Origin of the sequence: Muricoccus pecuniae (genome assembly GCF_014199205.1) — a bacterium.
Lineage (GTDB): Bacteria > Pseudomonadota > Alphaproteobacteria > Acetobacterales > Acetobacteraceae > Roseomonas > Roseomonas pecuniae.
In genome coordinates this window covers 1-14097 of record NZ_JACIJD010000045.1, presented here as the reverse complement: position 1 = coordinate 14097, position 14097 = coordinate 1, and the positions used below count along the sequence as shown (strand labels likewise).

Here is a 14097-nt window from a genome sequence, read left to right as displayed (position 1 = left end):
GGTGGCCGACATCAAATCGGAATGGCCGACTTCATCTCGGAATCACTGGCCGACATCAAATCGGAAACGGTGGCCGACTTCCGTCGGAATCCGCAGCAGCGGATGATCTCCAGCTTGCTCGTTCCTTCGGCAGTGCGCCGCCGGACGTAATCGAGGGTGGGCTGGTGGGCCCGCATGCGGACGATAACGACGCGGTAGAGGGCGGCATCGCCTAGCGGCTGCCTTCTCTGAGGAGTATCGGCGGGAGAAGGCAGCTTTGGTTGCTGGTGGAGGACCGCGATCGGAGTGGGAAACGATGCAGCCTCTGGTGAACCCCATGCGAGCTGTGGGCCGGAACGATCCATGTCCGTGCGGCAGCGGCAAGAAGTTCAAGAAGTGCTGCCTGCACTGAAGACGAGCATCACGCCTCCCAACAGGCCAGCCCTAAGCTGGTGTCCCTATGAGATGGAGGACGAGTTCCCGCCGGTGCGGTGAGGTCCTGTGCTCGTAAAGGTAAATGCCCTGCCAGGTGCCAAGGACCGGCCGGGCGTTCTCCACGGGAATGGAAAGCTGGGTCTGCGTAAGGGCCGCGCGGATATGCGCTGGCATGTCATCGGGTCCCTCGTCATCGTGCCGGTATCGCACTTGCCCTCCATCGGGTACGAGCCGACGGAAGAAGTCCTCCAGGTCGGTGCGGACGTCTGGGGAGGCATTCTCCTGCACGAGCAGCGAGGCCGAGGTGTGACGGCACCAGACTGTCAGCAGTCCCGTGCGGATGTCCTGGTCAGATACCCAGTCGAGGATCTGATGTGTGACCTCATAGAGACCACGTGCTCTGGTAGGCACGACGACGTGGTTGATGGCCTGCTTCATGACCTGAATTTAGGTGATCAGAGGAAAGGGAACGAGAGGATGTCATGCATGCTTGGTGATGAACACCGCTTCTCTTCCAGCACGATCTCTCAATGAATGTCTCTCGTGATCTCAGTATGAACTCTCCGAGCATCCTGTGCTCTGACAGACTGACACCATTGCCGACCCTCGCGAGCGAAGATCAGCTATGATGCAGCTAAACGCGACCGGTTGGGTGAGGCAGCTCAGCGTTGCAAAAGCGCATCCCAGGTGGCCGCTATGGTGTGGTCCCGAGGGACGATCCCTTTAGACGTGGAAGGGTGCGAGGATCAGGCGATCGGCGCGCTCTGGACTGATGAACTTGGTCACATAGCCGAGGGCGCCGGTCAGACTGCTGATCGGCTCCACCCTTACGCTGCCGCTGGCCACCACCCCTTTCCAGAGCGCCTCCGCAAGACCGCCGAACTTGATCCACTGTCCATCTGCCGGGCTGACTAGCATGTGGATGTGCGCGTTCGTCCTGGGGTGCTCCAGCACGCTGAAGTGGCGGGTACGACGCTCGGATGGCTTCTTGGCCCAGCCACTGCCGAGAAGCTCGCGATCCATCCGGCCCAGGAAATGACTCAGGTCCCTCTCCACCACCTCCGGCGGGGTCTCACGGTTATACGCTAATGTCACCATGAGCGTGAGCTTATGGCGGTTCGCCATGGCGTAGAGCGCACTTTGAAATTGGCCTCTATGTGTTTCTCGTTCGTCTGCGGCGATGTTGGCCATCACTTTCTCCTTTTTTTATCTGCTCTGGCCGCTTGAAAATCCAGCAAACTCTCTAAAGAGCGTTTCGCACAATAAATACGACAGTTGCCGTATGTCTATTTATTCCCAAGGTGATCCATGACGCTCTTACACGATGCCTACGACGTTCTCCGACGATGCAATCTCGTCCGGAACCACGTCACTTTCTCGACCGCTTACCTCAATAAGGGTGCTCGGTACTTCGACCATCTGATCTGCAGTGGCCGGCAGCCTGGGACCGATGCCCTCTTCTCCCTGCACGTCCGGTGCAAGGCGGTCGGTGAAGCCTATCTGGCGTGCCCCGTGGCTGCCGAGCGAGGGCGGGAGCTGCTGGCGATGGCAGCACGAGCATGGGACGAGATGGAGCGGAGAAGCTGTTCCCTGCTATCGAGACATCGTTCACGTCTAGCCCCTACACGGGCCCTACACAGCCCTGCAGCCCTGGTGCGCGCCCCTGCCCTAAGTACGCTCCCCAAGGGCTGTCCGGCGGGTTCCTAGGGCTTCTTTTACCCGCAGGTTATCCCTTCCGGTTGATTTCCCTGCCGGTAGATTGACGGGCGCGCATCATACTCCCAGCAACTGGAAGCCCTCGCTGCCACAGAGTAATAAAGTTACTCAATCCACCTCTTGTTCGTACTGATTATCCTCCTGCCACTTTTTCTCCTCCTCAGGTCATATTTTGGTCGCTCTTTTTCTAAACGGCTATAGATCGAACGGCGGCAAGAACGACACAGGAGGCCGCAAATGTCCCTGAAGAATCTCACCCTCTCTAAGGCTGCTCCTACTGCGGTCCCCAGCGACGCCAAGGGCCGCGCCCGGGCCAAGGTGCTCGCCTACCTGGAGCAGCAAGCGGCGCTGCTCGCGGCTACCCGGGAGGGACGCACAGTCGATGTGAGGCGTCCGGTCTACCAGACCAATGAGGCCGGCGTTCGGGTGAAGGTTATGGCGCCCGTGCATGTCCGGCGCGGCTGGTTCGAAGACACAGCGGGCACTCTGCACTTCATGATCCGCTACGGGTCCAAGCCTCTGGCATTGGACAAGGCCGGGCACACAAGCGTGGCGGCTGGTAGCCTCGACGGGCTGCCCCAGGTGATTGAGGCTCTCAGTGCAGCAGTACGCGCTGGCGAGCTGGACGCGCAGCTTACAGTCGCCGCACAGGAGCGCCGCAAGGCATTCAAACGTCGAGGCACTGCCACGAAGTCGGTGTGACACCTCCAGGGAGTTGGTCAATTGGACACCTCTAAAAACCTCGCGCTTGCTGCGCCGAACTGATTCACTGGCCTCGGTCAGCGGAGACAGTGGCAGTGGCGGATCAGCCGGGCTTCTTCGATGTCGGCGAGCGGTATGCGGCCCTCTCTGCCGCGGGCGACCCGCTGGAACGCCTCGCCGCGGTGGTCGACTTCGAGGTCTTCCGCCCGGTGCTGGATGCGGCCCTGGCGCGGTCGGATCGCAGCCGCGGCGGGCGCCCACCCTATGACGCGGTGCTGATGTTCCGCATCCTGGTGCTTCAGGCGCTCTATAGCCTCTCCGACGAGCAGGCGGAGTTCCAGCTGCGCGACCGCTTGAGCTTCATGCGCTTCGCGAGCCTCGGCCTGCACCAGGCAGTGCCGGATGCCAAGACGATCTGGCTCTACCGCGAACGGCTCAAGCAGGCGAGCGCCATCGAAGGGCTGTTCCGTCGCTTTGACGCGGTGCTGGCGGACCAGGGCTTCCTGGCCATGGGCGGGCAGATCATCGACGCCACGATCATCGCCGCGCCGCGCCACAAGCTCACCCTGGAGGAGAAGGCCATCATCCGGGAGGGCGGTACACCCGCGGACTGGTCTCCAGCTAAGCGGGCACAGAAGGACCAGGATGCCCGCTGGACCCTCAAGCGCGGCAGGGCCAAGCCCAACTCGGAAGGCACGCCGCGCCTGGCCATCCAGATCGCGGTGCCGGTCTTTGGCTACAAGAGCCACATCGGCATCGACCGGCGGCATGGGCTGATCCGCCGCTGGACGGTGACCGATGCCGCCCAGCACGACAGCCGCAGCTTTCCGGCCCTGCTGGATCCCGGGAACACCGCCAGCCGCGTCTGGGCCGACACCGCCTACCGCACCAAACGCAATCTGGAGGTGCTGGAGAGGCGCGGTCTGAGCGAGCGCATCCAGTTCCGCCGGCCACCGCGCCGCGGGCTCTCCGAACTTCAGGCCAAGGCCAATGCCGCCCGTGCCCGGATCCGCTCCGGCATCGAGCACGTCTTTGCCGCGCAGAAGCATCGCATGGCGCTGTTCGTCCGCAGCATCGGCCTGGCCCGCGCGCAGGCGAAGATCGGGATGGCCAATTTGGCCTACAACTTCACCCGCTTGGCCTGGCTCAGCACCCGAACTGCGCCCGCATAGCTCCGCGACGCCATAAGAAGCGGTGCCGACCGCGCCAAGCTCATCATCCAGCCCCCTCAGCAGGGGCGCGTCATGACCACAGGCGACCATCCCGCTCACAAAGGCCACTCAGCAGCGGGTATTTCGAGGTGTCCGACTGGTCCTGGTTCGAGCGAGAATGGGCCGGCTTCTTCCCCGCCTCTGAGGGACGGCCTGCTACCAATCCGCGCCTGGTCGCCGGGCTGATGTACCTCCAGCACGCCTACGGGCTCTCTGATGAGGCGGTGCTCGCCCGCTGGGTGGAGAACCCGTATTTCCAGCACTTCACCGGCGAGGTCTTCTTCCAGCACCGCCCGCCCATCCATCCCTCCTCACTCAGCCGCTGGCGCGGCCGCATCGGCGAGGAGGGCGTGGAGTGGCTGCTGACCAAGACGATCGAGGCATGACGGGCCGCGGGTGCCGTGTCGGAACGGAGCCTCTCCGAGGTCGCGGTGGACACGACGGTGATGGAGAAGGCCATCGCGCATCCGACCGACAGCCGCCTCTACGAGCGGGCCCGCCGCTCGCTGGTAACGCTGGCCGAGAGGGCGGGCATTCGGTTGCGGCAGAACTACAATCGCAAGGCTCCGCGTCTGGCCGCGCAAGCGGGGCGGCACGCCCATGCCCGGCAGTTCCGCCGCATGCGCAAGGCGCTACGCACGCTCAAGGGCTACACGGGACGCGTCCTGCGCGACCTCGGCCGCAAGCTCGGCGCCGTCCCTGACGGGCGCCTGCGGACACGGATCGAGCAGCGCATCGCGCTCGTCACCCGCCTGCTGCGGCAGACATCCAAGAGCGCGGGCAAGATCTACGCCCTGCATGAGCCGGAGGTGGATTGCATCTCCAAGGGCAAGGCCAGGGTGCGCTACGAGTTCGGGACCAAGGTCAGCATCGCCACCACGCTCACCGGCGGCTTTGTCGTCGGCATGCGCTCCATGCCCGGCAATCCCTATGACGGGCACACCCTTCCCGACACCCTCCAGCAGGTCGAAACCCTCACCGGGCGATCCCCAAGCCTCGCCGTGGTCGACCGCGGCTACCGCGACCATGGAGTGCAGGGCTCCAGGGTACTCATCAGCGGCACACGGCGTGGCCTGACGCCGAGGCTGGCCAGGCTCCTCCGGCGCCGCAGCGCCATCGAGCCCGAGATCGGCCACATGAAGACTGATGGCCGCCTTGCTCGGTGCGCCCTCAAGGGCACCATCGGTGACGCCGTCTACGCCGTGCTCTGCGGCTGCGGGCACAACATCCGCAAGATCCTCGCCCACCTCAGGGTTCTCTTGGCCGCCATCCTCGCCAGCCTCAGCCAGGCCCACACCGCACAAGACCACTACCTGATCCTGCGCCAGCGAGCCTGAACGAGTTATTCAAGGCCGACTAAGAAGACGAGGACCAGAGCCACCCAGAGCCGAGCGCAGTGCCGGCAGGCATGGCCATGGCGCGAACCGGACCTTGCCAGAGGTGAGCATCGCACCGCTTCGTGCCCGTTACGATGTGGCACTGAGCTGCTGATACGCCGACTGAGCGATCGAGTGCGGCGTCAAGAGCTGACAGCACCACGCAGAAAGCGAAACTCGCCGTTTAAATGCTCTCGCTCGAAGAGACAAAGATCGGAAAGACCAGAGAGTGGCGAAGGATTGATCTCAATAAGAATAGGGTCACGTGCCCCTCTGTAGGCGAGGTCAAACACGACATCGTCAAGGTGACAAGCATCTCGGAATTTCGGGAAGAATGATGCTATTGCGCTTCTGATTTCGGTCTCGTGATCCATAATCTCATTGTACTGCTGCCCGCCCCGGTAATGGTACTGCGAAATTCCCCGCAACTCCCTCCCAATCATAAAGCAGCGGAATTCCCGCCAGGGTGCGATGTCAGTCCAATCTCGTAAAAACATGTATACAGGCGAATCTGCAAGAATGGAAACAGATAGATCAAATCGGACTCGCTCGCGTGATGTTAGTAAAACTGAAATGGCTTTCTGACCGTTCACCACTCTGAATCCACGCCTCTTTCCATACGCACTGTCTTTCGGACTACGAGAGCCGAGCCTCAGGTACGCCCCACGGTAATGTGCGCAGAGACATTTATCTAAGCGCGCCCTCAAGCCCTCCAAATTCTCCTTCGCTATCACCTTAAGACTAACTTCGCGCGACTTACCGCACCCAAAAACATTCAAATCTCTCCTGCGAAAATACCTAAGCAGCGTGCGACATTCAACGTCTGGAAGGCGTATCTTGGTTGAGCGAATCGACAACCTTCCTAGCGCAGGAGGCCAGTTTTCCAAGAACGTCGGCGAAGCCGCCCTCATAAATGCCTGGGCGCCAGCTCTCGAGGACGTTGCATCTGCAAAATTCATCTGTGACCGGCCAACACTTTCACCTCCGAATCTAACAGAATCGTTTCTGTCGATCAGCACATTCCTTAGCTAGCTGGAGAAGAAAATGCTAAGTTGATACGTGCGGTAGCCGCCGCCAGCCAGGTTCGAGATGCGCTCGGTCGAGATCCCGACAAGTGCGCCCGGGCGTTTACCAGCGCCCACCCCGCTCGTCGAGCAGCCATGTAAATGTACCAACGGACAGCCCCGGCTCCCTCCGGGCCGCCCCTCCGGTCCATCACTCATCGTACCGTAGGGCCATCTGCTCGTCGGCCTCGCGAGGGAAAAGTCAGGCTATACAGGCCGCGCCACATCACAGATTTCAGCGCCTGACAGCTCCAATCCATCAATGTTGTGAGTGGAAAAAACCATTACACGTCTCCCAAAAGAACCGACCAGAACCGATGAGACCTTGCTCCTCAGCGTCTTATCAAGGTGGTTTAACGGCTCGTCGAGAAGCGTTACAGGACGGCGTCGTAATAAGCACCTGCATATGGCCACCAATTGCCGTTCGCCTCCCGACAACTGGCTACCATAGCGCCCGACGTTGACGTCGAGGCCCCTACGCGCGTAGGCGAGTTCCAAGGCTTCGATGTTTGGATGGGTTTCGGTCAGCCGCTCCTGCCTCTTGCCAATCTCCACAAGCATGTCAAATAGTCCCGTTGATCTGATGACCGGGTCCAACAGCACGAGGTCAGGGTTTCGATCCAGGGCGTCGAGATGTAGGTTCTCATAGATGCTCCCATCGAAAAGAGTAGGATGTTGGGGCAGATAGGAAACTGAACCGGTTTCGCGAAGGTAAGACCATGTTATTCCGGCGCCATTGATACTGATGTTGCCCGTCGAGGGCTCTTCGAGGCCTGCAAGAGCTCGGATGAGCGTCGATTTCCCTGATCCGCGTGGACCCATGACTACCGTCGGTCGCAAAGATGCTGCCTCGAATCGCTCAAACACGGCGACATTCACTCCGTCGCGATTTACGTTGAAGCCTGTTACTGTAACTGACTCGATTTCCGATTCACGAGCTGTCCCGCAGAGAACACCCGCACCAGGACGCGCAGTTCTACAACCTACAGACAGGATCGTCCGAAGCCGGTGCAAGCTCACCAGGGAACTGGTGATCGAATGAACATTGGCGGTGACTTGCACCATATGGCCGAGCATGTTCGGCAAGGCCCACAAAAGTACCGGTACGACCACCGCGAGAGGCTCACTTTGCCTCTGGAAGGACGTCAAAAGGAATAGACCGAGTATCATACCGACGGGTGGCGTTACCAAATTAAGTGCCACTTGCGCTGATAGTATATGAGTCATCCTGAAGTAAGATTTCCGCCTACTGCGCATCAACTCGTCGGTCATGCGAGCCGAGACTTCTTCCTCGTGACAGGCAAAGATCTCATCCCCTGCTAGAAGATGATCCTCCGTGAGGTTCTTCACAGTATCTGATACGGCCATGAGATCCGCATCCCGGCGCGCCGTAAGTCGAGCTATCGGCGACTGAAGGCAGAAAAAGGCAAGTGTCAAAGCGGTGAGACCCAAACTTATCGAGAATGAAAACACGGCGAACCAAATTATATACGCCAACAGACACAGAGCGTTAACTCCGATGCTGAAGCTCGATGATAAGCCCGCCATAGTTCGGCCGAGATCGTAAGTGAGAAGCGAGAGTGTATGCGACGTGCCTATCTTGTTGCGAACCTCCCCTGCCGCCCGTATCGAGTGGCTTATCAATGCTTTCTCTTGCATGTCCCTGTATCTAATGGCTACGCTTGCCGATAGCCGCTCATAAAGGACGGCTTGAGCAGCATGGGTGCAGATCACGATAAGCAGCGCGATGCAGGTGTATGCCGCATCTACCCACGGCATACTCGACGGACCCACCACCGCCGAGAAGAGTTTGGCGACGAGAGAGTTGGCGAGCAGCACAAGTCCCGGACCCAGGAGTGCGATCGCGATTACTGCGGCGGTACCGACGCGCATTCCAGGCCTCAACACGGGACTTAATAGGTCCCAAACGGAGGAGGCTGCCTCATGATGGTGAACTTGCGTCATTGACAGGCCACCTTCGCTCGCGCACGGTTCTATCGCCGCGCACTTCTAGGCGCGGTACGGTGCGCACGCAAATGGAGGGCACTGACGATGACCTTAGAATTAGAAACACATTCCCAACAGCAGCCGATCGATTGCGACGACATTGACGCCTTCGGGCTCCGATTCATCGAGCCCGCCCCGACCACAGCGGGAGGCACGACGACCACCAAGACCGTAAGTGTTCCGTGGGACACTGATCCGGAAGACTCTGATATGTAATCGCGGGGGCCCTTGTTCTTCGCAGCACGCGAAGGTTAACGCGATGAGGACGTCGCGTGGCTTCGACGCGACGCTCCGTCCAGGGTCAAGTTGACCCTGGACGGAGTCCGGTCGTGATCAGGTCGAACCATTTAGCTCCATCGCGCGAACGGGAATGAAGCTGATGACAGTACTTATTCTCGGCGATGAGAATGATCCCCACGTTCAAGCGGTAAGGGAGGCAGCGGTAGGTTTCGGCTCCGAGGTGTTTCTGTTTAATTTTCGCAGTCGCGACTCTCGCGTGACATTTGTTGCCGACCGAAAAGTGAGCGCCTTATTCGTCAACACGGCCGGCGAGTTGCACTCATCGGCAATCACATCGGTCTGGTGGAGAATAAAGCCGATCCTTCCAAATACACCTCCACCGAACCCGATCGCAACAAACTTCAAAAATAGGGAATGGGAGTTCGTACTTCGGTCGCTTCCTAAATATATGGAGAAGACTGTTCAGTGGGTAAACCCGATTGAACGACAAGTCTTTCTGAACTACAAACCAAATCAGTTGGCGATCGCTCTTGAAGCTGGTCTTCTGATACCGCGGACTTTATTCAGCAATGACAGCGGATCCATCCTAGATGAATTTCAAGCGGAGGAGAAGATAGTTTATAAGACTATCAGCCCGTTTGTTGATCCCCCGGATGGCGTAATTATGACAAATTTCGTCCCCCGGGAGACCATAGCTCAGACCGCAGCGAACATAGCGGTCTGTCCGGGGACGTTTCAGAAGCCGATCGAGAAATCTTATGAATTGAGGGTCTACGTTGTCGGAGGGGAAATTTTCGCGTTTCGCGTAGACTCCCAACGGTCCCAAGCTGGCCGGCTCGATTGGCGGCGGGCTCAGGACGAGGATATATTTCAGCTGACTCGTCTAGATGAGGAAGTGGCGCGCAGAATTATGCGGTTCCATAGCCTTGCAGGGATCGTTTATGGAGCTTACGATCTAATCGTGTCTGTGGACGGACAGACTTACTTTCTTGAATGCAATCCTGGCGGTCAATGGCTTTGGTTAGAGCACGCGTTGGGAGTGAGCATCGCAAACAGATTGGGGGCCTTACTAGCGAGACGGTAGACAAGTTGGGCGTTGTTGCGCATACCTTGCAGGTAGTCGGCCATGAGGAAGGGTGCGGCGCAGGCTGATCGGCCGAGGAGGCGGTACCGGATCCGGAACTGGCGCGGTATGCCCGTGGTCTCATCGCGCGCGGTGACCTGACGGTCTGGCTGTCACCGGATCTGACCTGCCAAGTGCCGCAGGGCACGGGCAAGCGGGGTCGGCCGTTTGTCTTCAGTGATGCAGCCATCCAGTGCGTGCTGACGCTGAAGGTGCTGTTTCAGCTACCGTTGCGGGCGGCACAGGGCTTGGTGGGAAGTCTGCTCCGGCTCATGGGGCTGGACTGGCCGGTGCCGCACTGCAGCACCCTCTTGCGGCGACAGAGAGACCCGACCGTGACCATCCCCTGTCGTTCCCGGGGTGAACCGCTGCACCTCGTCGTGGATGGCACCGGGGTGAAGGTGCTGGGTGAGGGGGAGTGGAAAGTGCGACGGCACGGCGCCGACCAGCGCCGGGTCTGGCGCAAGGTGCACTTGGCTCTGGACGCCGAGGGTCACGAGATCCGTGCTGCCGAGATGAGGGACCACCGGCACGGTGACGCCGAGATCCTCCCCGACCTGCTGGCGCAGGTGCCGGAAGGGGAGGAGATAGGCTCCATTGGCGGCGCCGGGGCCTACGACACACGCGCGGCCTACGAAGCGGTAGCGGCCCGCAACGCGGCCTGCCTCGTGCCACCCCGGCGCAACGGCAAACCCTGGAGGACACGAACGGTAGGCGCGGACGAGCGCATCGAGACGCTGCGTGCCGTTCGGCACCTGGGGCGACGCATCTGGAAGCGCTGGAGCGGGTACCATCGCAGAAGCCTGGCCGAGACCGCCATGTCGCGCCTGAAACGTCTGGGCGAGCGGCTGGCCGCGCACGATCCCGCACGTCAGGTCGCCGAGGTGCAGATCCGCTGCGCGATCCTCAACACCACCAACCGGCTCGGCATGCCCGAGACCGTCACCCTCGCCTGATTACGCCACAGTAGAGGGGTGGTCGTGCCCATCACCTGAAGTCTGCAACAAAGCCCCTGACAAGTAGGATTTTCATTGCAATGTAGTGAGACACAGACCTAGCCTTCAAGCCCGTGTGGAAGAACCGAGGAAGACCGTGAAAATCACCATGCCGCGTTGTGTCCGTCTTCGCAGTGATGACGGATGCGAGGTTACAGTTGATCTTTCCAACGCACAGTTCTCCGAAGAGCAGTCAAATATCGTCGGGAAATTGTTTTTGGCTGGAGATCATGCCACTCTCTCGCGAGATGAGTGGGAGCAGATCAAAGATCTAAAATCAATCATCAAACAACCTGGCGGTGAGAGTGACCTAATTGTTCGTTTCGATTGGACTTGGGTGCGCATAGATGAGATGACGAAGAATTTCGATAGTTTGACTAAGCCGGGAGGAGGCGGCCAGCTCTAGAGTTTTTCATGTGGCGCGATGTTGTGGACCAAGTGATACTGTCGGAAGTTTTTAAGTCCCCTAGCCGATCGAGGGACGAGCTTTTGGTCGCGATCGTGGTTGCTGCGAACAGTGTTCCCGCATCGTCGCTTTGTGAGGCGGTGTACTCTGCCGCTGCAATACGTCTTGATCCGAGCTTCGAAGTAGTGCGAACAGGGGATAGTGATCAAAGCGCAAGCAGCGATACTATCTATTTCGCGACATCTCGCTTGGCTTTGCTTCAGCCTCGTGCAATGACCGCCATGGAACTGAAGAGCATCGCGCGTGACTGTTGCCTAGCTCTTCATGCCTGTGATCGCCGGAGAGCAGCGGACATTCTACTCCTTCTAAGGTCAGTTCAACTGCATGACTCTTTGTTGGTGCGCTTTCGTGGTCAGGCGCAAGCCTACCTGATAGCCACCGAGCAGGCTATTCCGGATCCTTATGTTTCCCGATCACTCCAAATGGCCGGGCATTTGTCGTGACCGCAGTTCCTCATGCGTCGACTCATATTGACGCCATCAGCTTGGCGCGAGGTTGGATTCTTAGGAACCAAGACGCCTTCGCTCTGCCTAGCATTCCCATTAATGATAGCGTTTTGGTTGCCTTCAAGCCAATTGGCGAGCTGGTCCTAGTTTCGGAGAAGATGCTGCGTACAGAGCGGGACGAGTTATGGCTGAAGCTCCTTGAGTGGGCTTGGAGTGAGTTCGAGCGGGGTGATATGATCTTGAGGGTTCTCACTGCCCGCCCAGATCTCGTAGTTCTATCTACGATCTATGCCTCTTTCGCACGGTCTGGCTACACCGATAATCGACTGGCGGGTTGGTTATCCTATTTAGAGAAGACTACAAGTTGTTCGGCACTCGAGTTTCCGCGCTGGAGAAAGCTCGATGTTGAGCACGCTTTTGCGTCACTGAATGCAGTGATGTTGCCGAAGGACTGCTTGAACGGAACGTGGTTTGCGGCCATGCCAGAGCCTTGGCTTATGACGGATGATTTGGCATACGCTACAACGCATGCAGTGTTCTATGCGACGGATTTCGGTCGCTATTCCGATGCCCTGCCAAGGCGACTGCATGAGTATCTGGGTCTATGGTTGCCTATCTGGCTACAACTCAGCCTCGAGAAGGAAAACTTTGATCTCTATGCTGAGTGGCTTATGGTTGCAGCCTACTCTGGCCATTACGCGATCTACGATGAGCATTCAACTCAATTACTGGCACATCAGCGTGGCGACGGCGCGTTTCCAGGCCCACATGACTGCGAAAAAGATCCGGAGAGTTCCTCGAGGATTTCGGACTTCTTGACAAACTACCATACGACTTTGGTTAGTTTATTGGCTTTGCAGGCTCAATGCTTGTGCAATGACCCGAGCGCATTTGGGAGCGAGATGGGCGTGCTCCATCGATGACGTAACACGGGCCCGCTAATTCATATTCCGCTTCCCCGACTAGTGTTCTGACCTAGAAATAGCTGGTCACTGCGGGTTGGCTGTGATTCGCTACAGCTGGCAGTGGTGTTCGGCCATGGCAGCGCCGAGTGCGGTTCGGATCGAATTGTCTGCGGCTGAGCGCACCGAGTTGGAGGCGCGACTGCGTCAGCGGAACGCCTCCGGCCGCCAGCATTCCCTTCGGTCGACCCAATAGGGGTCAATTAGGAGGAAGAACACGATGTTGTTCAAAATTTTACTGCCTCTGATGATAACAGCGCTCGGGATTGCTGAGCCTGCTTGGGCACAGCCTGGGCAGTTCTCACTCTCCCTCACAACGGAGCCTGTGTTGTCTACCAATCCTGGTCTATCCCGAAGATCCGAAGGCGACAGCCTGATTAGGAATGGCCTGACTGCGGAATATGCTGGTGAGGCGAGAAGCCTGTTCAGCTACAACCTTGTGGGTTCCGTTGATACGGAGCGGTACCGCGATCTTACTAGCAACGATGCAGACACTGCCAACTACGGATTGACCCTAACTCGAGAGGTCGCAGGGTTACGTTTGACGACAGCTGGCACACACACCTTCATTTATGGTCGGGGATTTGATCGCTTGGCGGCAAATGTAGTAGACTTCAGCTTTGGCGTCACGCGGCCTTTCCGTCTGGACGACGCTGGTTTCAAGGGCTGGACAGCCACCCCCGGTGTTGCCGTCGCGAGGCGTCTTTCCGCCACGGATATTTTGGAGCGGACCCAGATCATGCCGTCGCTGGCCTTCCGTGGACCTTTCCTGTCCGGAACCGTGAACCTCAGTGCGTCCTACGCCTTTCGGCGCTTTGACGTGGCCGAGCGACGTGACGAATATTTGTCCGCTGTGGCGTCTTGGAACACGAAGTTGACAGACAATCTTACCTTAGAGGTTGCGGCACGTTATCGCCTTAACGCCTCCAATCGTTCCGAGCGCTCCTATGACGTTTTCGAGTTTGGCCCGGCCTTGGTTTTGTCGTTCTCCACGCCATAACAGAGGAATTAGAATGAAGAAAATCCTTGCCATGCTGGCCTGCCTTGCATTGGTCGGCATGCCCTTTGCCGCCGTTCCGGCAAATGCGCGCGAAGTGGTGACTCGAGATCCGGGGGAAGTAGCTGACAGGGCTCAGCGCGATATGAGGCGTACCCTGCGGCTTCAGGATGAGCAGCGCGCCAGGCGCGAGGGAAGATCGCCCGACAGGGTCGAGGGTGACACACAAATCCGCACTGCGCCGAGTACACGACGCCCGGCGCAAGTGGCTCCGCCCTGACTAAAAGCTCGGGACAAAACTTGGGTTGAGGCGTTGGGGAGAGATGGCACTCCTCGTCGCTGATGACCTTTGGGCGGTGGTGGAACCGCTGCTGCCGC

Annotated in this window: 12 protein-coding genes and 2 pseudogenes; 10 read left to right on the top strand and 4 right to left on the bottom strand. The window is 58.9% G+C overall.

Annotation, left to right across the window (positions count from 1 at the left end; all coding sequences use genetic code 11):
* The first annotated feature begins 295 nt into the window (after positions 1 to 295).
* Entirely contained in the window at positions 296 to 391 is a 96-nt protein-coding gene (locus tag FHS87_RS22385) for an SEC-C metal-binding domain-containing protein (protein ID WP_312862075.1), read from the top strand.
* Between the two features lie 32 nt (positions 392 to 423).
* On the opposite strand, the gene FHS87_RS22380 is transcribed toward FHS87_RS22385, so the two are convergent.
* On the bottom strand, positions 424 to 852 hold the full coding sequence (locus FHS87_RS22380; RefSeq protein WP_184521849.1) for a secondary thiamine-phosphate synthase enzyme YjbQ: 429 nt from the start codon (positions 850 to 852) through the stop codon (positions 424 to 426).
* A 285-nt stretch (positions 853 to 1137) separates the two neighbouring features.
* Positions 1138 to 1605: a hypothetical protein gene (locus FHS87_RS22375; protein WP_184521846.1), complete on the bottom strand. Its 468-nt coding sequence runs from the start codon at positions 1603 to 1605 to the stop codon at positions 1138 to 1140.
* 117 nt (positions 1606 to 1722) lie between these two features.
* On the opposite strand from FHS87_RS22375, the gene FHS87_RS24725 reads away from it, so the two are divergent.
* The 4 genes and pseudogenes from FHS87_RS24725 to FHS87_RS22360 all read left to right on the top strand — a co-directional run.
* The gene (locus FHS87_RS24725; protein WP_376766454.1) at positions 1723 to 2121 is read left to right on the top strand and encodes a DUF6626 family protein; all 399 of its coding nucleotides are present in this window, start codon (positions 1723 to 1725) and stop codon (positions 2119 to 2121) included.
* A 246-nt stretch (positions 2122 to 2367) separates the two neighbouring features.
* Positions 2368 to 2832, top strand: a complete 465-nt coding sequence (locus FHS87_RS22370; RefSeq protein ID WP_184521843.1) for a hypothetical protein — start codon at positions 2368 to 2370, stop codon at positions 2830 to 2832.
* A 95-nt stretch (positions 2833 to 2927) separates the two neighbouring features.
* A complete protein-coding gene (locus FHS87_RS22365; protein WP_184521840.1) occupies positions 2928 to 4004 on the top strand; it encodes a transposase in 1077 nt (358 codons plus the stop codon).
* 134 nt (positions 4005 to 4138) lie between these two features.
* Positions 4139 to 5380: pseudogene (locus tag FHS87_RS22360) on the top strand (IS5 family transposase); the annotation flags it as partial.
* A gap of 182 nt (positions 5381 to 5562) precedes the next feature.
* Here FHS87_RS22360 and FHS87_RS22355 read toward each other — a convergent pair.
* Together FHS87_RS22355 and FHS87_RS22350 are read right to left on the bottom strand one after the other, a co-directional pair.
* A complete protein-coding gene (locus tag FHS87_RS22355; protein WP_246418635.1) occupies positions 5563 to 6330 on the bottom strand; it encodes a cell division cycle 123 family protein in 768 nt (255 codons plus the stop codon).
* 360 nt (positions 6331 to 6690) lie between these two features.
* Positions 6691 to 8376, bottom strand: coding sequence for an ATP-binding cassette domain-containing protein (locus FHS87_RS22350; protein WP_184521834.1), 1686 nt, complete (start codon positions 8374 to 8376; stop codon positions 6691 to 6693).
* A 484-nt stretch (positions 8377 to 8860) separates the two neighbouring features.
* Here FHS87_RS22350 and FHS87_RS22345 point away from each other — a divergent pair, with 484 nt between their 5' ends.
* From FHS87_RS22345 to FHS87_RS22325, 5 genes and pseudogenes are all read left to right on the top strand, one after another.
* Entirely contained in the window at positions 8861 to 9814 is a 954-nt protein-coding gene (locus FHS87_RS22345) for a hypothetical protein (RefSeq protein WP_184521831.1), read from the top strand.
* A gap of 42 nt (positions 9815 to 9856) precedes the next feature.
* A pseudogene (locus FHS87_RS22340) lies at positions 9857 to 10809 on the top strand (IS5 family transposase).
* Between the two features lie 136 nt (positions 10810 to 10945).
* Positions 10946 to 11254, top strand: coding sequence for a hypothetical protein (locus FHS87_RS22335; protein WP_184521828.1), 309 nt, complete (start codon positions 10946 to 10948; stop codon positions 11252 to 11254).
* A 499-nt stretch (positions 11255 to 11753) separates the two neighbouring features.
* Positions 11754 to 12683, top strand: a complete 930-nt coding sequence (locus tag FHS87_RS22330; protein ID WP_376766453.1) for a DUF6895 family protein — start codon at positions 11754 to 11756, stop codon at positions 12681 to 12683.
* Positions 12684 to 12942: 259 nt separating this feature from the next.
* Entirely contained in the window at positions 12943 to 13722 is a 780-nt protein-coding gene (locus tag FHS87_RS22325; RefSeq protein WP_184521819.1) for a hypothetical protein, read from the top strand.
* Positions 13723 to 14097: the final 375 nt, after the last annotated feature.